Raw genomic sequence first — 20,196 nt, 5'->3', positions numbered from 1 at the left:
GCCGCGGGTACGATCGGGCCCGTGCCTCCTGACTCGCTGCCACCGGACCCCTTCGCCGGGGATCCGCACGACCCCGCGCTGTCGCTGGACAGCCCGGAGGGCGAGGACCCCGAGGTCCTCAGCGACACCGAGCGCGACGAGATCGTGGCCGACCTGGCCGACCTGGCCGTGTATCAGGCCCTGCTGGAGGCGCGCGGCGTGCGGGGGATCGTCGTCGACTGCGGCGACTGCGGCGAGCAGCACTTCCACGAGTGGAGCCTGTTGCGGGCCAGCCTGCAGCAGCTTCTCGACGAGGGACAGATGCGGCCGCACGAGCCCGCGTTCGACCCGGATCCCGCGGGCTACGTCACGTGGGAGTACTGCCGCGGGTACGCCGACGCGGTGCTGTCCGACTCCTGAGCGCACCGGTGCCGTTCGACGGCCCGGGTCTCCCATCGGGGCCGGGTCGTCGACGTCTCGCGCCTCAGCTGGCCGGCGTGGGCGAGCCCTCGGCCGTGGACTCCGGGGTGCCCATGCTCTGGCCCCCGCCGGACGTCGTGGCGTCGGGCGAGCCCTCGGCCGTGCCCGTGGTGCTGGAAGTGCTGCCGGTGGTGTCGTCCGGGCTGCCCTCGCCGCTCCCGGTCGAGGGCTCGTCCTCGGCGCTCGGCGACACGCTGGGATCGACACCCGTGGTGGGCGACACCGACGCATCGAGCGGGCTGACCGCCGGATCCGACGGCGACGGGGCCACCGTGGTGGTATCGGACGGCGAGGTGGCGGACTCGCTCGCGGGGGTGTCGGTGCTCGCGCGCGGAGGGACCGGCCGGGCCGGGTCGCTGGCCAGCGGGGCGCCGGGCTCGTTCCGCTGGCCCTGCGGCGTCTCGGCCGCCTTGGCCTCGAGGAAGCTCTGCACCTCGGCCAGCTCGGCCCGCCCCTCCTCGACCCGGACGGCGATCAGGTCGTCCTCGGCTGCGGCGAGCGCCTGGGCCGCCTGGGCCGGCTCGCCGCGTTCGAGTGCGGCCTTGGCCTCGTCGATGCGGATCTCGATCCGCTCGGCCGCCTCGACGGACTCGGCCCGCTCGGCGTAGAGCACCCGCGAGACGTCCCAGAGGGCGTCGCCGGGGCGGGCGTCGGAAGCGCCGATCGACACCCCGCCGATGCTGAACACGATGACAGCGGCCGCGGCGGCGACCGTGGCGAGGTGCCGGTTCCGCCGGGCGGGCGGGCGGGACGCGGCCAGCACCGTGGCGGTGGCCGTGTCCAGGTCGATCATCTCGGGTAGCGGCTCGGCGTCGACCTCGGCCCGCCACGCGGCGAGCAGCGCGGCGACCTGGTCGTCGGCGTCGTACCCACCGACGCCGGGCGCCGACACCGACATGCCGGCGGCGAGCGCGCTGATCAGCTCGTCGTCGGCCTGGACCGCGACGAGATCGACGGGTTCGTCGGCGACCTCGGAGAACGGAACCGGCCGGGCGCGACCGAACTCGGGCTGGTTGCCGTTGCGGCGATGGGAGTGGCTGCCGTTGGTACGCGGCCGGCGAGGACTCGTCTCGCCGAAACCGCGTCGTTCGTCCTGCATCTAGACCACCCCCTCGGGCATCGACTTGCGGAGCCGGGCCAGCGCCCGGTGTTGGGCCACCCGGACCGCTCCGGGCGTGGAGCCGACCGCCTCGGCCGTCTCCTCCGCGGACAGGCCCACCACGATGCGCAGCACCAGTATCTCTCGTTGTTTGTCGGGGAGCTGATCGAGCAACCGGCCCATCTCGCCGGAGAGTTCGACACGGAGCGCACGCTGTTCGGGGCCGTCGACGGACGAGACCGCATCCGGGACGTCGGCGACGGGTTCGGACTTGTTGCGGGTGGCCGCACGGTGGGCATCGATCACCTTGTGTGATGCGATGCCGTACACGAAGGCAAGGAACGGGCGCCCCTGCACCCGGTACCCGGGCAAGGCCGTCAACACGGCCAAACACACCTCCTGTGCGACGTCGTCCGCCGAGGCGAACGAACGCTCACGCCCCAGGCGCGCGCGGCAGTACCGCACGACCAGAGGCCGAATGATGGCGAGAACGCGCCCGACCGCAGCTCGGTCGCCCGTCATCGCGCGGGCGACCAGCTCGTCGGGAACGTCTGTCGTTTCACTCATCGCACTGTGTTGTCCCGGTGTTACGCAGCATAGTTCGATCTCATCCGTTCGTGAGGGTGATCACGGAACGTGTTCGACCGTGTCCTCAGTGCGGACCACCGTAGCGAAGGCTCGCGGTGACCCGGCGCGGGATACCTCGTAGGTGTTGGACGTCTGTCACCGTCGGGAAGTTGCCCGGACACGACGAAACGGCACCCCCGCCCGGTTCAAGCTGGACGGAAGTGCCGTTCGAGGGCCCGGTTCGCGGGCTCTAGGAGACCAGCCCACGGCGGAACCCGTGAGCCACGGCCTGCGCCCGGTCGCGGACACCGAGCTTGCGGAACAGCCGGCGGGCGTGGGTCTTGACCGTGTCCTCGGACAGGTAGAGCTCGCGCCCGATCTGCCCGTTGCTCTTGCCCTGGCTCATCCCCCGCAGCACCTGCAGCTCGCGCTCGGTGAGCTGCACTCCGGGGTCGGTGGGTGCCCGTGGAGTGGGCACCGCCGTGCTGGCGAGGGTATGGGCGAGTGCGGCCACCAGCTCGGGGCGCGAGGCGTCCCAGCGGAGGTAGCCGCGGGCACCGCCAGCGATGGCCGCGGCGATGCTGCCCGCGTCGTCGGGGGCCCCGAAGACGCTGACGTTGGACTGGGGGTGCGCCGCGACGAGCCGCCGCGTGGCCTCCACCCCGGTGGGCACCGCTCGCTGGGTGCCGACCAGGACAACGTCCACCGGCTGCCGGGAGTACCGGGCCAGTAGTTCGTCCCCGTGTGCAACGCAATCGATCCGATGCACCCCCGGCACCGCGGACATCACGCGGGTCAGGCCTTCGCGGACGCTGCGACGATCGTCGCAGATGAGTACCGTCGTCACGACGATTCCTTCCTGCAGCTTCCTGCAGCCGGGTGATGTGTCACCCCCTCATCGGCGGGTGACCCGTCCACCTTGACACGATCAGGGCCGTTTCGTGCCCTCCATTCGGGACTGTTGCGCCGAGTGGCACTCGTCATGTGGGTGACGATGTTCCGAATGGAGTAATTACAGTAGCGGTAGCCGCGCCGGCACCCACACCGACTCCCCCATCAGGCCTCTGCCCATCGGGTCGCTGAGCTGGTACAGATCGGTCACCGTCACCGCTGCGGCGTGTCGTCGGCGTGCCGCGCCGCTCGACCCACCGTTCACCGATTCGTACGGCGCCTTGCCCCGCTCATCGTTTGCACTCGGTGACGATATGGACACGGACGGCGACATCCGATCCAGCAGATCGGCGGCGGCGAGCCGCGCAGGCCAGACGAGCGGCAGCAGACCCGCGACCGCTGCGGCGTCGGCCACTGCGTCCAGCTCAGCGAGTTCTCGTCCGTTCGGGCGAGTCACCGCTCGGGCGACGGCCAGCACGAGGCGCGACTTGAGGACGTGCCGAACCGACCCGGCGGCCTCGGCCCCGGCCAGGGCCGCCTCCGCGGGCGCGACGGCGCCGGCCGCAGGTCCGGCGCACAGCGCGAGTTCGGCCCGCACCCAACCGGCCCGTACCCGCAGCCGCCACGACGGGTGCGGGAGGGCAGCGGCCGCCCGCAGCAGGCGTTCCGCCGCGAGCGGGTCCCCGAGACCGAGCGCGTCGGCCGCCAGCCCGACCAGTGCGTCGACGCGGGCCGCGAGCGCGTCCGTGCCGTCCGCGTCCGTGCCGTCCGCGTCCGTCCGGTCCGCATCCGTCCGGTCCGGGCCCCCTGCGGTGACCGCCCGACGCAGCGCCGCGCCGTCCAGGGCCCGTGCGGCGGCGTGGCCGCCCTGCTGGCGGCGCAGCGAGGCGAGGGTCACGCCGGCGTGGGCGGCGACCGCGGCCGGGGTGGCCGGGTCCGCGAGCAGACCGCCGAGCCGGACGGTCGCGGCGGCGTACCGCCCGAGACCGCCGAGCACCACCGCCCGCAACCACCGCTCGTGCGGGGTCGTACCGGCGGCGGGGGGCGGGCACCCGGACCCGAACGCGGCGTCCCGCAGCCGCGCGCTCGACCCTCCGCGGCTCAGACCAGCACCGTGGCGACGAGTTCGCGCTCCGCATCGCGCAGCGAACCGAGCCAGGTGATCCGCGGCGGCAGCGCCACGCCCGTCCATCCCGGTCCCGCGACGTAGGTCCGGAACCGCGGCCGGGTGCGCGGCAGCGCCCTGAGCACCTCGACGTCGGCAGTCGCGGGCATCTGCGCCCACAGCACGACGGCCGCCGGTGCGGTGCGCCGGACCGCGGCGACGAGCGCGTCGAGGGGCAGGTTCGACCCCAGTGACGTGCTCTCCACGCGACGGTCGGCCAGGGCCGCCGCCAGCACGACGAGGGGCAGCGTGTGCTGCTCGGCCGGCATCCCGGCGAGCAGCACCGGGCGCGGGCTCACCGGGGCGGGCGCCTCCGCCGCGTGCCTGCCGAACACCCCGATCACGCACTCGCTCACCAGGTGCTCGATCTCGACACCCGCCCCGCTGTCGGCCCAGCGCCGGGCCACCGACACCAGCACCGGACGCGCGACCTCGTCCCAGGCGTGGGCCACCCCGCCCCGCTCGACCGCCTCGCGCAACCCCCCGCGCACCGCGGCGGCGTCCAGCGCCAGCGCGGCCCGCCCGAGCCCGCGTGCCGCACGCCCGGCCCCGGGCAGGCGCAGCACGTGGCCACCGACCCGGACCCGGGTGGCGGCCTGGCCGTCCCCGGTGTCGTCGGCGAGCAGCACCGGGCCGCCGACGTCGGGACCGGGCGTGCCCTCCTCGCGCGGCACCGCGGGCAGCGGGCGCGGCCGGTCCGCGGCGTCCCCCCCGGGGCGGGGCAGGCGCGCGGCCCGGGCGTAGCCCGCCGCGTCGGCGGGGGAGGCGCCCCGCAGCAGGGCGTGCTGCATGAGCTCCAGGCGAGCGAGGTCGTCGGGTGAGTAGCGACGGTGCCGGCCCGGCCGGTGCTCGCCGGGGCCCATCCCGTAGCGCCGGTCCCACGTCCGCAGCGTGGCCGGCGCGACCCCGAGCCTGCGCGCCGCGGCCGCGACGGTCAGCCGCGGCTCGTCCCCGGCGGTACCCGCAGCGGGCGGCACGGGATCCGGGTGCATCCGCCCATCGTCCGTGTCCGGTACGCGAAGGGCAACCGGACCGGGCGATGCGATCCAACGCACCTTGAACAATGTTTGGCGCGGTTCTACTGTGGTATCCGGCAACCTGGGGCCACGGTCGTGGCGAAGGAGGTTGGAATGGCGGATACGCGGAGACTCCCGGTGCCGGTCACCGACATCTGGGACTGGCAGATGCGCGGGTCCTGCCGCGGGATGGACAGCGCGTTCTTCTTCCATCCCGAGGGTGAGCGGGGCCCGGCGCGGGCCAATCGCGAGGCCCGGGCCAAGCAGGTGTGCCGCGCGTGCCCCGTGCTCGAGCAGTGCCGCAGGCACGCGCTGGCCGCGCACGAGCCCTACGGCGTATGGGGCGGCCTGTCGGAGGCCGAGCGCGACGACCTCATCCGGGGGCGCGACCGGACGCTGAAGGTCGCCGAACCGCGCATGCGGGGGGCCCGCCCCTGATCGGGTTCACCGGACCCCGGGGTCGGCGCGGCGTCACCGATCCGATCCCGTGAAGGAAGCGGAACGGGCCACCTCCCCTGAGGGGAGGTGGCCCGTTCGACGTGCGGGTGGGATCAGCGCACGGTGTCGCTCAGTGGCCGTGCCCGTGACCGTGGCCGCCGCCCGCGGGCGCCGGCGGGTCCTCGACCGGCTGGTCGACGACGGCGCTCTCGGTGGTGAGCACCATGCGGGCGATCGACGCGGCGTTGACCACGGCCGAGCGCGTGACCTTGACCGGGTCGATGACGCCGTCGGCCATCAGGTCGCCGTAGGTGAGGGTGGCGGCGTTGTAGCCGTGTCCCCACTCCTGGTCGGCGACCTTGCCCACGACGACCGCGCCCTCGAGACCGCCGTTGGCGGCGATCCAGAACAGCGGCGCCGAGAGCGCCTTGCGCACGACCGCGACGCCGGTGGCCTCGTCCCCGGTGAGGCCCAGGCCGTCCGCGAGCACCTTGGCCGCCTGCACCAGCGCCGAGCCGCCGCCGGGCACGATGCCCTCCTCGACCGCGGCCCGGGTGGCCGACACCGCGTCCTCGATGCGGTGCTTGCGCTCCTTGAGCGCGGTCTCGGTGGCCCCGCCGACCTTGATCACCGCGACACCGCCGGAGAGCTTCGCGAGGCGCTCCTGGAGCTTTTCGCGGTCCCAGTCGGAGTCGGCGGCGGCGATCTCGGCGCGCAGCTGCGCGACGCGCGCGTCGGTGGCCTCCTTGGCGCCGCCACCCTCGACGAAGGTGGTGTTGTCCTTGGTGACGACCACGCGACGCACGGTGCCCAGCAGGTCCAGCCCGGCCTCGGACAGCTTGAGCCCGACCTCCGGGTTGATGACCGTGCCACCGGTGGCGATGGCCAGGTCCTCCATGAACCACTTGCGGCGGTCGCCGAAGAACGGCGACTTGACCGCGGCGACCTTGATCGTCTTGCGGATCGAGTTGACGACGAGGGTCGAGAGCGCCTCGCCCTCCAGGTCCTCGGCCACGATCAGCAGCGGCTTGCCGTCGGCGAGCACCTTCTCCAGCAGCGGGAGCAGATCGGCGATGGCGCTGATCTTGTCACGGTGCAGCAGGACGTAGGCGTCCTCCAGCACGGCCTCCATGGACTCGGAGTCGGTCACGAAGTAGGGCGAGAGATAGCCCTTCTCGAACTGCAGGCCCTCGGTGAGCTCCAGATCGGTGGCGAGGGTGGACCCCTCCTCGATCGTGATCACGCCGTCCTTGCCGACCGCCTTGAGCGCGTCGGAGATCAGCGTGCCGATCTCCTCCTCACGGGAGGCGATCGTGCCGACCTGGGCGATGTGGTCGGTGTCGTTGACCGGGGTCGCCTTCTCCTTGAGGAACTCGGCGACCGCGTCGGCGGCGGCGGAGATCCCCTTGCCCATCGCCATCGGGTTGGCCCCGGCGGCGACGTTGCGCAGGCCCGCGGCCACCATGGCCTGGGCGAGCACGGTCGCGGTCGTGGTGCCGTCACCCGCGACGTCGTTGGTCTTGGTGGCGACGGTCTTCGCGAGCTGGGCCCCGAGGTTCTCGAACGGGTCCTCGAGGTCGACCTCGCGGGCGATGGTGACGCCGTCGTTGGTGACGGTCGGCCCACCGAACTTCTTGTCGATGACGACGTGCCGGCCGCGCGGACCGAGGGTGACCTTGACCGCGTCGGCGAGCTGGTTCACCCCGCGCTCCAGTGCGCGGCGGGTGTTCTCGTCGAAGCTGATCTGCTTCGGCATGTCCTGCCTCTCTAGGGATCTATCCGGGCCGTGACTTCTGCAGGAATGGCAACCGCCCCGGCGGCCCGCTCGGTCGAGGGACCACCGGGGCGGCGGTAGTGCAGAACTGCCTGCGTCAGTTGACAGCCAAGATCAGTTCACCACCGCGAGCACGTCACGCGCGGAGAGGATGAGGTACTCCTCGCCGTTGTACTTGACCTCGGTGCCGCCGTACTTCGAGTAGATGACGACGTCGCCGACCGCCACGTCCAGCGGGACGCGGTTGCCGTTGTCGTCGATGCGACCGGGGCCCACGGCCAGGACCTTGCCCTCCTGGGGCTTCTCCTTGGCGGTGTCCGGGATGACGATGCCGGACGCGGTCGTGGTCTCCGCCTCGCTGGCCTGGACGACGATCTTGTCCTCGAGCGGCTTGATGTTCGCCACGACGATGACCTCCCCTTCGGGGTGTGTGCGTGTATCTCGACTGTGTCGGAAATGACGTGTGCCCGACCCGGTGCTCCCCGCCGCCGCGGGTGCCGGGGTGCGAGGTCGAACACAACGTGCATTGGCACTCTACCCATGAGAGTGCCAACCGCTCAACGGTGGCCCGGGGTGTCGCCGCCCGGCTCACGACCGGACGGGGCCGACCAGCACCTCGGTGACGGGCAGCGACGAGTCGGCCGGCAGGTCGAACGCCGACGGCGTGGCGCCCGCGGCCAACAGGTGCGCGCCGAGCGCGGCGACCATCGCCCCGTTGTCGGTGCACAGTCCCGGCCGCGGCACGCGCAGGGCGATGCCGACGGCGTCGCAGCGCTCCTGGGCCATGGCGCGCAGCCGGGAGTTGGCCGCCACCCCGCCGCCCAGCAGCAGCGTCTCCATCCCGCGCTCGCGGGCGGCGCGCACGGCCTTGGCGGTGAGCACGTCGGCGACGGCCTCCTGGAAGCTCGCCGCGACATCGGCCACCGGGATCGGGGTGCCGGCGCGCTCGAGCGCCTCGACGTGGCGCGCGACCGCGGTCTTGAGGCCGGAGAAGGAGAAGTCGAAGGGTGCGTCGCGCGGCCCGGTGAGCCCGCGCGGGAACGCGACGGCCCGCGGGTCGCCGTCGCGGGCCACCCGGTCGACGTGCGGACCGCCCGGGAAGGGCAGCCCGAGCAGCCGCGCGATCTTGTCGAACGCCTCGCCCGCGGCGTCGTCGATGGTGGCGCCGAGCGGGGTGACCGGGCCGCCGACGTCGGGCACGTCGAGCAGGCTGGAGTGCCCACCGGAGACCAGCAGCGCCAGGCACGGGGGCAGCGGTCCGTGCTGCAGCGTGTCGACCGCGACGTGCGCGGCCAGGTGGTTCACGCCGTAGAGCGGCACGTCCCACGCAGCCGCGTACGCCTTGGCCGCGGCCACCCCCACCAGCAGGGCGCCGGTCAGCCCCGGCCCGGCGGTGACGGCGACCGCGTCGACGTCGCGGGCCGCGACGCCGGCGGTGGCCAGCGCGCGGTGCACGGTGGGGACCATCGCCTGCAGGTGCGCGCGCGAGGCGACCTCGGGCACCACGCCGCCGAAGCGGGCATGCTCGTCGACCGAGGAGGCCACGGCGTCGGCGAGCAGGGTGGCGGTGCCGCCGTCGGTGCGCACGACGCCGACACCGGTCTCGTCGCACGACGTCTCGATCCCCAGGACGATCACGATCGCGCCGCTCCCGTCCGGGGCTCCCGGCGCATGGTGTGGGCGTCCGCGCCACTGGGCCGGTAGTAGTTCCTCCGCGTGCCGACCACGACGAAGCCCTCGGCCTCGTAGAGCCCGCGCGCGGCGGCGTTGTCCGTGCGCACCTCCAGGAACACCGTGGCCGCGGCGGAGTCGGCCGCGGCGAGCAGTTCCCGCAGCAGCGTGCGCCCGACCCCACGGCCCTGGTGGGAGGGGTCGACGCCGATCGTGTGCACCTCGGCCTCGGCGAGCGGGGGGGCCGCGACGAACGCCAGGCCGGCGTAGCCGACCAGCTGGTCCCCGTCGCGCGCCGCGCGGTAGAGGTGTCCCATCCGGATCTCGTCGCGGAACGAGCGCTCGCTCCACGGGTCGTCGCCGGGGAACAGCAGCTTCTCCAACTCCGCGCACCGCGGCGCGTCCGACTCGCGCAGATCGTCGGTGTGCACGGTCACGGCGTGCTCACCGCCTTGCGGGGGCCGGGCTCCGCGGCGTCGGGGCGACGCAGGTAGAGCGGTTCCAGGGGGCCGGGCACCGTGCCCGCACGCAGGGCGTCGGCGGCCACCGCCACCAGCCCGGCAGGCGACGGGGCCCCGGGCTCCCGCACCGGCAGCCCGAGACCCTCGGCCGATCCGCCCGCCGCGGCCACGACGCCCAGCTCGGCGATCCGCGCGACCAGGGCGGCAGGCCGCTCGACGTGCGGCCCGGTCAGGCGCGTCGCGTGCGGGTCGTAGGCGGCCCAGTACACCTCGCGGCGGCGGGCGTCGGTGGCGACGAGCAGGTTGCCGCCCGCCACGGGGCCGGCGTCGCGGGCGATCGCGTCGAGCGTGCAGACCCCGTGCACGGGCACGCCGAGCGCGTCGCCGAGGGTGGCCGCCGTGACCATCCCGACCCGCAGCCCGGTGAACGGCCCGGGACCGGCCCCGGTGACCACGGCGTCGACCTCGCGCAGCCCGATCCCCGCCTCGGCGCAGGCCGCGAGCACGCCGGGCATGAGCAGCTCGCCGTGCTTGCGGGGATCGTGGGCGACGCGGCAGGAGCGGAGGCGGGCGCCGGTCGCGGCCAGCTCGACGACGCCCGCGGTGACCGCGGGGGTGGCGGTGTCGAGAGCCAGCACGAGCACGGGCAAAGCCTACGAGCGGACCCGCGGGCCGGGCCCCCCACCCCCGCCCCGGTACCGGTCGGGCGCCGCGAGTTCCCGGGTCAGGCCTCCCCCACCCAGCAGACGGTCGCCACGCGCACGTCGTCGGGCCGCCGGTCCAGGCGCACCGACAGGTGCCGGGCGGCGAGACGCTCGGCCACGCCCTCGCCCCACTCGACCGCGACCACGGCGTCGGCCAGATCGGTGTCGAGGTCGAGATCGTCGAGCTGGGCGGCCACGTCACCGCCGGTCATGCCGAGCCGGTAGGCGTCGACGTGCAGCAGCGGCACGCCGGCACCCTCGGGCAGCGGCCGGTGCTCGCGTGCGATCACGAACGTCGGTGAGGTGACGGGACCGGCCACGCCGAGCCCGCGAGCGAGACCGCGGACGAACGCGGTCTTGCCCGCACCCAGCGGGCCGGACAGCACGAGGAGGTCGCCTGCGGCGAGCCCGTCCGCCAGCCGCTCGCCCAGCGCCTCGGTGTCGGCCATCACGGGAAGCTCCACGACGGTGGCCGGGCCGGTCAGCCCCGGACGGGGCCGCCCGCTCACGCCCGCCGCCGGAACCGGCGCCGCCGCCCCGGTTCGGCGCGGTCCGGCGCCGTGCGGTCGGCGCTGCGGCGCAGCAGGGCGGACAGCACCTCGTCCATCTCGTCGGGCTGTTCGAGCATCGGCAGGTGACCCGTGCCGGGGAAGCGCACCAGCATGGCGCGGGGCAGCTCGGCGGCGATCCGCTCGGAGTGCCCGTAGGGGATCACGCGGTCGGCGTCGCCCGCGGCCACCAGCACCTCGCAGCTGGCCAGCGCCGGCAGCGCGGCCACCCGGTCGTGGCTGCCGACGGTGTCGACGAAGTCGGTGAGCGCGTCCACCGCGTTCGTGCTGATCATGGTGTCGACCAGGTCGACCAGCCACGGCGCCACGTTGCGGTCGCCGTAGGCGAAGCTGCGGGTGATGGCCCAGATCAGGTCGCCCGCGACGCCGCGGACCACGTCCACCAGCTTGGGCTGCAGGCGCGCGAGCAGCCCGACACCGCGGGTGAGCGGGTTGTTGCGGGCGAGCAGGGCGCCCTGCAGCCCGGCGCTGGCCACCTCGCCCGCCGAGGTCGACACGAGTGCCACGCCCAGCACCCGCTCGGTGAACAGGTCGGGCTGGTCCTCGGCCAGCGCCATGATCGTCATGCCGCCCATCGAGTGCCCGACCAGCACCAGCGGCCCCTCCGGCGCCAGCGCGCGGATCACGGCGGCCAGGTCGGCACCGAGCTGGCCGATGGTGCAGCTCTCCCGCGGCGCCCGCTCGGAGCGGCCGTGGCTGCGCTGGTCGTAGAGCACCAGCCGCACCGCGGGATCGGCCACCTCCGCGAGCGAGCGGCGCTGGAAGTGCCAGGTGCGGCGGTCGAGCGCGAACCCGTGCACGAGCACGACCGTCAGCTCCGCCTGCCCGCCCGAGGTGTCGATCTCCTCGCAGGAGAGCCGGACCCCGTCGTCGGCGGTGACCGAGGACAGCTCACCGGGGGGCAGCGTGCCCGGCTCCGACGTGCCCTCGGACAGCTGCGTGGCCAGCCTGCGGCGGTCCGCGGCGATCTTCTGGCGCTTCCGGGCGGCCGCGCCGACCGCGACGCCGGTGGCCGCCGCCCCGACCACGCCGCCCGCGACCCCGACGGTCTGCCACACCCCGGGCCGCTTCATGCGCCCACCACGGTCCGGGTCACGCGGCGCCCGTGCACGCCGGTGGCCACCTCGTAGTGGATGGTGCCGAGCTCGTCGGCCCAGTCCTGGGCGGTGGGCTCGCCCCGGTCCCCGGGCCCGAACAGCACGGCGTGCTCGCCCACGGCGACGTCGGCACCGGGGCCGCAGTCGACCACGACCTGGTCCATGCACACCCGGCCGACGACGGGGAGCACGCGACCGCCGAGCAGCACGCGCATCCGGCCACCCGCGTTGAGCCGCCGGGGCACGCCGTCGGCGTAGCCGATGGGGAGCAGGGCCAACGTCGTCTCCTCGGAGGTGGTCCACTCGTGGCCGTAGGACACGCCCTCCCCGGCCGGCACGCGCTTGACCAGCGCCACCCGCGCCCGCAGCGTCATCGCGGGCCGCAGCGGGCTGTCGCCGACGGGCCGGTCGAGCGGATCGAGCCCGTAGACCGCGATGCCCGGCCGGACGATGTCGAGGTGCAGGTCGGGGCGGGTGAGGGTGGCCGCGGAGTTGGCCAGGTGGCGCAGCGGCGCGAGACCGCGGTCGCGGGCGGCCTGCCAGGCCGCCTGCAGCCGCGACGCCTGGCGGTCGAGCGTGGGGTGGTGCGGCGCGTCGGCGTGGGCGAGATGGGACCAGACGGCCACGACCTCGCACGCGCCGTCGGCCGCGGCCTTCGCGGCGTCGTCGAGCAGGTCGGCCCAGGCGGACGGCGGGGCTCCGTTGCGCGACAGCCCGGTGTCGATCTTCAGGTGGAGCCGGGCCGGCCGCCCGGCCGCGTGCGCCCCGGCGAGTACGGCGGCCAGGTGCTCGCGCGAGGCCGCCGAGAGGTCGACCCCCGCGGCCACGGCGGCCGCGAAGTCGTCGTCGGGCAGGTGCAGCCAGGACAGCAGCGGCGCATCGATCCCCGCGGCCCGCAGGTCGAGCGCCTCCTCGATCGTGCACACGCCCAGCCAGGACGCACCCGCCGCCAGCGCGGCCCGCGCGACCGGCTCGGCGCCGTGCCCGTACCCGTCCGCCTTGACCACCGCCATGACCTGCGCCGACGGGGCGGAGGCGGCCAGCACGGCGACGTTGTGCCGCACGGCGGCGAGGTCCACCACTGCTTCGGCGCGCGCCGTCCCCGACTGACTCACGCCCGCATCATCGCATCCGCTCCGGGACCCGGAACCTCAGCGGGCTGTGATCACGTCCACGTCGTAGCGGGCGAACGAGGCGTCGGTGGTGACGATCGGCATGCCCTCCACCTGCGCCTGGGCGATGAGCAGCCGGTCGAACGGGTCGCCGTGGTGGCGCGGGACATCGGCCACCTGAACGACGTGTTCCAGCGCGACGGGCAGCACGACGGCTCCGGTCTCGCGCAGGAACCGGGCGATCCAGGGGCGCGGGTGGTCGGGGAGCGGCAGTTTCCCGAGCTTCCACTTGATCGCGATCTCCCACGGACTCACCACCGACACGACCAGTGTCGTCGCGCCCTCGCCGAGTAGCCGGACGACCTCCGGTCGCAGCCGGCCGGGGTCACCGGCAAGAGCCAGGACGACGTTCGCGTCGAGCAGCACCCTCACATGTAGTCCCGGAACTCCTCGGGTGTCTCGTCGAAGTCGTCGGGGATCGTGATGGTCCCCTGGGCGTAGCCGAAGTTGGGCTTCCTCCTGCGCTGCACCGGAACCAGCCTCACCAGCGGCTCACCGGACCGGGTGATCACCACGTCCTCACCGTTGAGCGCACGCTCCAGCAGCTTGGAGAAGTGGGTCTTGGCCTCGTGGACGCCGAACTCGGGCATGGACCAAGGGTACGACTTAGTCGGATGGCTGGTCCATCTCGTTCCGGACCGCGCGAACGGCCGCCGGGATCGCGGCCTGCAGCATCGACGCCGGGGCCGGGACGCCCGCCGCCGCGATCTCCGCGGCGCGCGCGTGCACGAACGCCGCGCACCCGGCCGCCCACCACGGCTCCAGGCCCGCGGCCAACAACGCGCCGATGATCCCGGACAGCACGTCACCCGATCCGGCCGTGGCGGCGAAGGACGTCGTCGACGGGTGCACCAGTGCCCGCCCGTCCGGGTCGGCGACGACCGTGGCGTGCCCCTTGAGCAGCACCGTCACCCCCAGCTCCGCGGCCGCCCGGCGCGCGGCCCCGACCCGGTCGGTCCCGACGTCGCCTGCCAGGCGCGCGAACTCCCCGGCGTGCGGGGTGAGCACCACCGGGCGGCCGCGGACCGCCGCGCGCAGGTCGGCGTGCTGCGCCAGCAGGGTGATCGCGTCCGCGTCCAGACACAGCGGGACGTCGCGGGCCAACGCCGCCTCGACGGTCGTGCGGCCGGCGTCGTCGGTGCCCGAACCCGGCCCGACCGCCCACGCCTGGGTCCGGCCCGCGGACCCGACGTCCGGCGTGGCGACCACCTCCGGCCAGCGCGCGTGCACCGCCTCCGCGCCCGTCCCGGCGTAGCGCACCATCCCGCTCGTCGCGAGCACCGCGGCCCCGGCGGCGAGCACCGCCGCACCCGGGTAGGTCGCGGAGCCCGCGGCGATCCCGACCACCCCCTGGCTGTACTTGTCGTCGGACGGCCCGGGCAGCGGCCAGCGGGCCGCCACGTCCGCCGCGTCGAGCACGTGGGCGTGCGGCGCCGGGAGGTACGGGCCGAGCCCGAGGTCGACCAGGTGCACCGGCCCGCACCGGGGCGCCGCCAGGACGTGCACGGGCTTGCGCGCCCCGAACGTGACGGTGGCGTCCGCCTGCACCGCGGGCTCGTACACCCGGCCGGTGTCGGTGTCCACGCCGCTGGGCAGGTCGCAGGCGACGACGGGGACCCCGGCCTCCTGCGCCGCGACCACGGCCTCCGGGGCCCGCAGCGCGCCCCGCCCGGAGATCCCGACGATGCCGTCGACCACCAGATCGGCGCGTCGGACCGCCGCCACTCCCGCCGCCGCCCCGACGACGCGCCCGCCCGCCCGGCGCAGCGCGGCCAGTCCCGGCGCGTAGGCACGCTCGGGCGCCAGCAGCACCGCGGTGACCGCGACGCCACGGCGGCGCAGCTCGTAGCCCGCCCACAACGCGTCGCCACCGTTGTGCCCCGCCCCCACCAGCAGCACGACCCGCCGCCCCACGGCACCCCGGTGCGGCGTCGTGCCTCCACCGCCGGCACGCGGCGTCGTGCCTCCACCGCCGGCACGCAGGGCCCCGAGCACGTGACCGGCCAGCCCGTACGCCGCCCGCCGCATGATCGTCTCGCCCGGGACGTGCACCATCATCGCCGCCTCGGCCGCCCGGATCGCGTCCGCCGTCCACACACCCTGCATGAGCCCGAGGCTACGAGGGTTCCGCCCGGATGCAGCGCGGGACGATCAGCGGTACTACGGTTCTGGGCTGTGACCCGGACCCGCACGTCGTCCCCCAAGGCCGTGCACGCGCAGCTCGCCGCGCTGCGCGGCGGCAAGGACGCCCTGGACCAGCTCTCCCGCCCCGGACCGCTGCCCACGCTGCGCGGCGACCTCGGCATGGTCGGCATCCCGGGCGTGGTGTTCGCGCCCGAGGAGGGCCTCGGGCTGCCGGCCGTGGCGTTCGGGCACGACTGGCTGCAGCCCGCCGAGCGCTACGCCGACCTGCTGCGCCACCTGGCGTCCTGGGGCATCGTGGCCGCGGCTCCGGGCAGCCACCGCGGCGTGCTGCCCAGCCACGCCGGCTTCGCCGCCGACCTGCGCACCACGCTGGAGGTCTGCGCGGGCGTGCGCCTGGGAGACGGCCGGATCAGTGTCGACTCCCGCCGCACCGCGTTCGCCGGGCACGGCATCGGCGGCGGCGTCGCGATCCTCGCGGCGGCCGGACACCCCCGCGTGTCCGCCGTCGTCACCGTCGCGATGGCCCAGACGCGCCCCTCGGCACTCGACGCCGCCCGGACCGTCACCGTGCCGACGCTGCACCTGACCGCGGGCAAGGACACGGTCGCCCCCGCCGCCGGGCACGCGGAGCCGGTGGCGGCGGCCGCGGGTGGGCCCGTCGTGCTGCGCACGCTGAAGAAGGCCACCCACACCGGCTTCCTGGACGGCCGGCACTGGACCGACCTGATCCTCGCCGGCAGCCCCGACTCGCGGACCCGCCGGCTCACCCGTGCGCTGGTCACCGCATTCCTGCTCCGTGAGCTGTGCGGCGAGGAAGCCGCCGCCGCGCTGATCGACGGCAAGGTCTCCGGCACGGAACTCACCACCCGCCCCTGACCCCCCGCGAGTCGGGCCCTGCATGCGCGCGAGTCGGGCCCTGCGTGCGCGCGAGTCGGGCTACTCGCCGAGCTGGGCGATCCGCACCCCACGCTCGTCGTCGGCCCGCTCGACGGCGGTGTCGCCCAGCCGCGGCCCGCCCGGGCGGGGACCACCAACCGACGGCCGTCCGTGCCCCGCGGCACCGATCGCCCGGGTCTCCTCGTCGGCCGGTCCCGGTCGCAGGGCATCGGCGACCGCCGCCGCCGCATCGAGCGTCGCGTCCAGCTCCCGCACCAGGGCGCGGCGCACGAGGTGGGCCCGCTCGACCCACTCCCGGCCCAGCTCGTCGCGCCAGTCCCGTTCCACGTCGGCGATGATCCGGGCGGTCACCGGCACGGCGTCGAGCAGACGGTGCGCGGTGCCGGCCAGCACCTCCCCGACGGACTCCCATGCCGCGACGGCCTCGTCGGTCACGGCAGCGGCCGGTCCGGCGCCGGGAGGGCGCCCGCGGCGTCGGAGTCCGCCGTGCTGGTGGTGGCGGCCGCCGCATCCAGCCACGACGCGAGGCGAGCCAGCTCGTCGGCCGCCAGGTCGACCGCGGCTGCGGACCGGTCGAGCTCGGCAAGGATCGCCCGGCCGGCGGGAGTGGCGCTCAGCCGGGCGCGGCGGTCGGGATCGAGCACCGGCAAGGGGACGAGCGTGTCGAGCACATCGGTCAGCCGCCTGCCGTGGACGTGCAGGCGTTCGGGATCCAGGTCGAGATCGGGCCGCATGGGTCGATGGTCGCGCGTCGGAGCCGCCCGCGGGCCGGAACGGCGGAACTGGTGGCGGTACGCCCGTCTCGAGGGACGGTCAGTGCGCGGCGGCGACGACCTCGGCCAGCGACGCCGCGGTGGCACGGGCCTGCTCCTCGGTGGGGGCCTCCACCATCACCCGCACCAGCTGCTCGGTGCCCGACGGCCGCAGCAGCACGCGGCCGGTGCCGCCCAGCTGCGCCTGCGCCGCCTCGACCGCGGCGCGCACCGCGGCCGACTCCGCGACCGCCGCCTTGTCCCGCACCCGCACGTTCTGCAGCACCTGCGGCAGCAGCGTGACGATCCCCGCCAGCTCCGCGAGCGACGACCCGGTCCCCGTCATGCGTGCCATCAGCCGCAGGGCGGTGAGCAGGCCGTCGCCCGTGGTGGAGTGCCGGGGCAGCACGAGGTGCCCGGACTGCTCCCCGCCGAGGGTGAACCCGCCCGCCCGCAGCTCCTCCAGGACGTAGCGGTCACCGACCTGCGTGGTGCGGACGGTCACCCCGGCGGCGTCCATGGCGAGGTGCAGGCCGAGATTGCTCATCACCGTGGTGACGAGCGTGTCGTGGCCGAGCTCGCCCGCATCCCGCATGGCGACGGCGAGCACGGCCATGATCTGGTCACCGTCGACGACCGCACCCGCGGCGTCCACGGCCAGGCAGCGGTCGGCGTCGCCGTCGTGGGCGATCCCGAGGTCGGCGCCGTGCTCGCGGACGGCCACCTGCAGCGGGCCGAGGTGCGTGGAGCCCACGCCGTCGTTGATGTTGAGCCCGTCCGGGTCGGCGTGCAGCGCCACGACCTCGGCACCGGCCTTGCGATAGACCTCCGGCGCCGCCGTGGAGGCGGCGCCGTGCGCGCAGTCGACGACCACGCGCAGCCCGGCGAGGGACCCGGCGGGCGTGCTGGTCAGCAGGTGGGCGGTGTAGCGGGAGCCGGCGTCGTCGAGATCGCGGACCCGGCCGATCGCCGCGCCGGTCGGCCGCACGCCGTGGGCGCCCAGGCCGTCCTCGACGGCGTCCTCGAGCGCGTCGGGGATCTTGTGGCCACCGGTGGCGAACAGCTTGATGCCGTTGTCCGGCATGGGGTTGTGCGACGCGGAGATCATGATGCCCAGGTCGGCGCCGAGCGCGCCGACGAGGAACGCGACGGCCGGCGTGGGCAGCACCCCGACCCGGACGGCGTCGGCCCCGGCCCCGGTCAGACCGGCGACGACCGCCGCTTCGAGCATCTCCCCGCTCGCGCGGGGGTCACGCCCGACCACCGCGACGGGACGGTGGGTCCGGTCGCGTTCGGCGAGCACGCGGGCGGCCGACCCGGCCAGCGAAACGGCGAGCTCCGGGGTGAGGAGCTCGCCGTTGGCCAGGCCGCGGACGCCGTCGGTACCGAACAGACGTCGTTCGCCCAAGAGTCAGCGCTTGCTGTACTGAGGCGCCTTGCGGGCCTTCTTGAGACCGTACTTCTTGCGCTCGATGACGCGGGGGTCACGGGTGAGGAAGCCGGCCTTCTTCAGCGGCGGGCGGTCCTCGGAGTCGACGACGATCAGCGCGCGCGCGATCGCCAGGCGCAGCGCACCGGCCTGGCCCGAGGTGCCGCCGCCGTGCAGGTTGGCGAAGATGTCGAAGCGCTCGGTCTTCTCCAGCAGCACCAGCGGCTCCCGGATCAACTGCTGGTGCAGCTTGTTCGGGAAGTAGGTCTCCAGCGACTTGCCGTTGAGCGTGAAGTTGCCGGTGCCGGGCATGAGGCGGACGCGGACGACGGCCTCCTTGCGACGGCCGACGGTCTGCACCGGGCGGTCGGAGAAGACGGACGGGACCTCGGCGGCGATGTCGACGTCCACGTCGGTGTCGAACTCGTCGCTCGCGGCGGCGTCCGCGTCGTAGGTGACCTCGACCTCGGCCTCGGGGGCGTCGTCGACGGGAACCTCGACGGGCGTCTCCTCGACGGCCTCGGCCTCGGTCACGGGCTCGGGCGTGGTCACGGGCTGTCCTTCGGTCGTGGAATCGGGGCTGCCCGTGGAATCGGGGCTGCTCGCGGGATCGGGGCTGCTCACTGAGCGACCTGGGTGATCTCGAACGCGGCCGGCTGCTGCGCGGCGTGCGGGTGGTCCGGACCGGCGTAGACCTTGAGCTTCTTGCTCATCGCGCGACCGAGCTTGTTCTTGGGGAGCATGCCCTGGACCGCCTTCTCGACGAGCCGGTCGGGCTGCTTCTCGATCATCTCGCCGACGGAGCGCTGCTTGAGCCCGCCCGGGAAGCCGCTGTGCCGGTAGACGAACTTGGCGTCGCGCTTGTTGCCGGAGACGGAGATCTTCTCGGCGTTGACGATGACGACGAAGTCGCCGGTGTCCATGTGCGGCGCGTAGGTGGGCTTGTGCTTGCCGCGCAGCAACGTGGCGGCGTGCGTGGCGAGGCGGCCGAGCACCACGTCCGTAGCATCGATCACGTGCCAGGCGCGGGTGATGTCGCCGGGCTTCGGGCTGTACGTGGACACGGACCTACCTCGTCGCTTTCTGGCCCGCCGAACTGCGGACTCGGATGCCTGCGGTGCGGTGCGGTGGGCGCCGGGCCCGGAGGGGAGGACGCCACCCGCCCGAGGACGAGAGCGGTCGCCTCCCGCCGCACTATCAGGATCCGAGAGTACCCGCCGGTCCGGACGAGGGTCAAAACGCCCCCCTCCGGACCGGCACCGGTCAGATCGGCGGCCTCACGACCACATCCGGCGTACCTGGTTGTCGGAGTTCATGTAGTTCACCAGCGCAGTGCCGACACCGCCGCCGACCGTCTCGAGCAGCACCGACAGCTCGTCGGCCGCCTTGTTCCACTGGAGCTGCGTGGCCCGGTAGAACTCCGAGGCCTCCCCGGTCCAGGTGGCGGCCATGGGGGCCAGTCCGGACTCGAGGTCGGCCAGGCTCTGGCGGAGCCTGGCCACCGACGCCTTGATGTCGGCCTCGGCCGTGGACAGCGTGCTGTAGGACACCTTGATCTCTGGCATTGTTCTCGGCTCCTCAGCCCAGTGTGTCGGTGATCAGTGACGACAGGCCGCGGGCCGTCTCGTCGTCCTGTGCCTGGTAGGCGGCTCCGGAGGTGCGCAGCGCCGTGGCGATCCCGTCCAACGCCTCGGTCAGCGAGCGGGCACTGTCGTCCCACTGCCGCATCACGGCGGTGAACCGGCCGAACGCGTCGCCGGACCATCCCGCGGCCACGTCGCCCACCCGCGACCGCAGGACGCCGAGCTCGGCGCGCACCTCGTCGTAGGTGGTGGAGGCCAAGGCGCTCGCCCTCCCCATCTCCTCGGGTGTTGCGTGGAAACCTTCCAT

Annotated in this window: 26 protein-coding genes; 3 read left to right on the top strand and 23 right to left on the bottom strand. The window is 74.5% G+C overall.

Going from position 1 to position 20,196, the window contains the following annotated elements:
- Window positions 1-12 precede the first annotated feature (12 nt).
- Entirely contained in the window at window positions 13-399 is a 387-nt protein-coding gene (locus Q1K26_RS23810) for a DUF5319 domain-containing protein (protein ID WP_300017359.1), read from the top strand.
- A 64-nt stretch (window positions 400-463) separates the two neighbouring features.
- Here Q1K26_RS23810 and Q1K26_RS23805 read toward each other — a convergent pair whose 3' ends face one another.
- The 5 genes from Q1K26_RS23805 to Q1K26_RS23785 all read right to left on the bottom strand — a co-directional run bounded on the left by Q1K26_RS23805 (window position 464) and on the right by Q1K26_RS23785 (window position 5,173).
- Window positions 464-1,558 carry an anti-sigma-D factor RsdA gene (locus tag Q1K26_RS23805; RefSeq protein WP_300017264.1) on the bottom strand — a complete coding sequence of 365 codons (1,095 nt, stop codon included), beginning with the start codon at window positions 1,556-1,558 and terminating at the stop codon, window positions 464-466.
- A complete protein-coding gene (locus tag Q1K26_RS23800) occupies window positions 1,559-2,125 on the bottom strand; it encodes a sigma-70 family RNA polymerase sigma factor (RefSeq protein ID WP_300017261.1) in 567 nt (188 codons plus the stop codon).
- A 250-nt stretch (window positions 2,126-2,375) separates the two neighbouring features.
- A complete protein-coding gene (locus Q1K26_RS23795; protein ID WP_300017257.1) occupies window positions 2,376-2,972 on the bottom strand; it encodes a response regulator transcription factor in 597 nt (198 codons plus the stop codon).
- A 165-nt stretch (window positions 2,973-3,137) separates the two neighbouring features.
- Window positions 3,138-4,016 carry a hypothetical protein gene (locus Q1K26_RS23790; RefSeq protein WP_300017254.1) on the bottom strand — a complete coding sequence of 293 codons (879 nt, stop codon included), beginning with the start codon at window positions 4,014-4,016 and terminating at the stop codon, window positions 3,138-3,140.
- A gap of 101 nt (window positions 4,017-4,117) precedes the next feature.
- Window positions 4,118-5,173 (bottom strand): MerR family transcriptional regulator, encoded by a 1,056-nt coding sequence (locus Q1K26_RS23785; protein ID WP_300017251.1) that lies wholly within the window; start codon window positions 5,171-5,173, stop codon window positions 4,118-4,120.
- A 138-nt stretch (window positions 5,174-5,311) separates the two neighbouring features.
- On the opposite strand from Q1K26_RS23785, the gene Q1K26_RS23780 reads away from it, so the two are divergent.
- Window positions 5,312-5,635, top strand: coding sequence for a WhiB family transcriptional regulator (locus tag Q1K26_RS23780; RefSeq protein ID WP_300017248.1), 324 nt, complete (start codon window positions 5,312-5,314; stop codon window positions 5,633-5,635).
- Window positions 5,636-5,765: 130 nt separating this feature from the next.
- On the opposite strand, the gene groL is transcribed toward Q1K26_RS23780, so the two are convergent.
- The 11 genes from groL to Q1K26_RS23725 form a co-directional block, all read right to left on the bottom strand.
- Window positions 5,766-7,391 (bottom strand): chaperonin GroEL, encoded by a 1,626-nt coding sequence (groL, locus tag Q1K26_RS23775; protein WP_300017245.1) that lies wholly within the window; start codon window positions 7,389-7,391, stop codon window positions 5,766-5,768.
- Window positions 7,392-7,523: 132 nt separating this feature from the next.
- Entirely contained in the window at window positions 7,524-7,820 is a 297-nt protein-coding gene (groES, locus tag Q1K26_RS23770) for a co-chaperone GroES (protein WP_205347287.1), read from the bottom strand.
- A gap of 177 nt (window positions 7,821-7,997) precedes the next feature.
- Complete coding sequence (tsaD, locus tag Q1K26_RS23765; protein ID WP_300017357.1) at window positions 7,998-9,050, bottom strand: tRNA (adenosine(37)-N6)-threonylcarbamoyltransferase complex transferase subunit TsaD; 1,053 nt, start codon at window positions 9,048-9,050, stop codon at window positions 7,998-8,000.
- The gene (gene rimI, locus Q1K26_RS23760) at window positions 9,044-9,511 is read right to left on the bottom strand and encodes a ribosomal protein S18-alanine N-acetyltransferase (RefSeq protein ID WP_300017355.1); all 468 of its coding nucleotides are present in this window, start codon (window positions 9,509-9,511) and stop codon (window positions 9,044-9,046) included. The genes tsaD and rimI overlap by 7 nt, the downstream gene beginning before the upstream one ends.
- Window positions 9,512-9,513: 2 nt before the next feature.
- Window positions 9,514-10,185, bottom strand: coding sequence for a tRNA (adenosine(37)-N6)-threonylcarbamoyltransferase complex dimerization subunit type 1 TsaB (gene tsaB / locus Q1K26_RS23755; protein WP_300017242.1), 672 nt, complete (start codon window positions 10,183-10,185; stop codon window positions 9,514-9,516).
- Between the two features lie 80 nt (window positions 10,186-10,265).
- Entirely contained in the window at window positions 10,266-10,694 is a 429-nt protein-coding gene (tsaE, locus tag Q1K26_RS23750) for a tRNA (adenosine(37)-N6)-threonylcarbamoyltransferase complex ATPase subunit type 1 TsaE (protein ID WP_300017353.1), read from the bottom strand.
- Window positions 10,695-10,750: 56 nt separating this feature from the next.
- Entirely contained in the window at window positions 10,751-11,887 is a 1,137-nt protein-coding gene (locus Q1K26_RS23745) for an alpha/beta hydrolase (protein WP_300017239.1), read from the bottom strand.
- A complete protein-coding gene (alr, locus tag Q1K26_RS23740; protein WP_300017236.1) occupies window positions 11,884-13,026 on the bottom strand; it encodes an alanine racemase in 1,143 nt (380 codons plus the stop codon). Before alr ends, Q1K26_RS23745 begins: the two co-directional genes overlap by 4 nt.
- A 36-nt stretch (window positions 13,027-13,062) precedes the next feature.
- On the bottom strand, window positions 13,063-13,455 hold the full coding sequence (locus Q1K26_RS23735; RefSeq protein ID WP_300017232.1) for a type II toxin-antitoxin system VapC family toxin: 393 nt from the start codon (window positions 13,453-13,455) through the stop codon (window positions 13,063-13,065).
- Complete coding sequence (locus Q1K26_RS23730) at window positions 13,452-13,673, bottom strand: type II toxin-antitoxin system Phd/YefM family antitoxin (RefSeq protein ID WP_300017229.1); 222 nt, start codon at window positions 13,671-13,673, stop codon at window positions 13,452-13,454. Before Q1K26_RS23730 ends, Q1K26_RS23735 begins: the two co-directional genes overlap by 4 nt.
- A 16-nt stretch (window positions 13,674-13,689) precedes the next feature.
- Window positions 13,690-15,189 (bottom strand): NAD(P)H-hydrate dehydratase, encoded by a 1,500-nt coding sequence (locus tag Q1K26_RS23725; protein ID WP_300017226.1) that lies wholly within the window; start codon window positions 15,187-15,189, stop codon window positions 13,690-13,692.
- 69 nt (window positions 15,190-15,258) lie between these two features.
- Here Q1K26_RS23725 and Q1K26_RS23720 point away from each other — a divergent pair, with 69 nt between their 5' ends.
- Window positions 15,259-16,104, top strand: coding sequence for an alpha/beta hydrolase (locus Q1K26_RS23720; RefSeq protein ID WP_300017224.1), 846 nt, complete (start codon window positions 15,259-15,261; stop codon window positions 16,102-16,104).
- 60 nt (window positions 16,105-16,164) lie between these two features.
- On the opposite strand, the gene Q1K26_RS23715 is transcribed toward Q1K26_RS23720, so the two are convergent.
- The 7 genes from Q1K26_RS23715 to Q1K26_RS23685 all read right to left on the bottom strand — a co-directional run bounded on the left by Q1K26_RS23715 (window position 16,165) and on the right by Q1K26_RS23685 (window position 20,196).
- Complete coding sequence (locus Q1K26_RS23715; RefSeq protein ID WP_300017221.1) at window positions 16,165-16,560, bottom strand: hypothetical protein; 396 nt, start codon at window positions 16,558-16,560, stop codon at window positions 16,165-16,167.
- Window positions 16,557-16,859 carry a hypothetical protein gene (locus Q1K26_RS23710; protein WP_300017218.1) on the bottom strand — a complete coding sequence of 101 codons (303 nt, stop codon included), beginning with the start codon at window positions 16,857-16,859 and terminating at the stop codon, window positions 16,557-16,559. Before Q1K26_RS23710 ends, Q1K26_RS23715 begins: the two co-directional genes overlap by 4 nt.
- Before the next feature lie 79 nt (window positions 16,860-16,938).
- Window positions 16,939-18,285: a phosphoglucosamine mutase gene (gene glmM / locus Q1K26_RS23705; protein WP_300017215.1), complete on the bottom strand. Its 1,347-nt coding sequence runs from the start codon at window positions 18,283-18,285 to the stop codon at window positions 16,939-16,941.
- 3 nt (window positions 18,286-18,288) lie between these two features.
- On the bottom strand, window positions 18,289-18,858 hold the full coding sequence (gene rpsI / locus Q1K26_RS23700; RefSeq protein WP_300017212.1) for a 30S ribosomal protein S9: 570 nt from the start codon (window positions 18,856-18,858) through the stop codon (window positions 18,289-18,291).
- 68 nt (window positions 18,859-18,926) lie between these two features.
- Entirely contained in the window at window positions 18,927-19,370 is a 444-nt protein-coding gene (rplM, locus tag Q1K26_RS23695) for a 50S ribosomal protein L13 (RefSeq protein ID WP_300017209.1), read from the bottom strand.
- 213 nt (window positions 19,371-19,583) lie between these two features.
- Window positions 19,584-19,871, bottom strand: a complete 288-nt coding sequence (locus Q1K26_RS23690; protein ID WP_300017206.1) for a WXG100 family type VII secretion target — start codon at window positions 19,869-19,871, stop codon at window positions 19,584-19,586.
- 13 nt (window positions 19,872-19,884) lie between these two features.
- Window positions 19,885-20,196, bottom strand: a complete 312-nt coding sequence (locus Q1K26_RS23685) for a WXG100 family type VII secretion target (protein WP_300017203.1) — start codon at window positions 20,194-20,196, stop codon at window positions 19,885-19,887.

It is taken from the genome of Pseudonocardia sp., from assembly GCF_029263155.1.
Classification (GTDB): Bacteria; Actinomycetota; Actinomycetes; order Mycobacteriales; family Pseudonocardiaceae; genus Pseudonocardia.
This window is presented reverse-complemented; position numbering and strand designations above follow the sequence as displayed.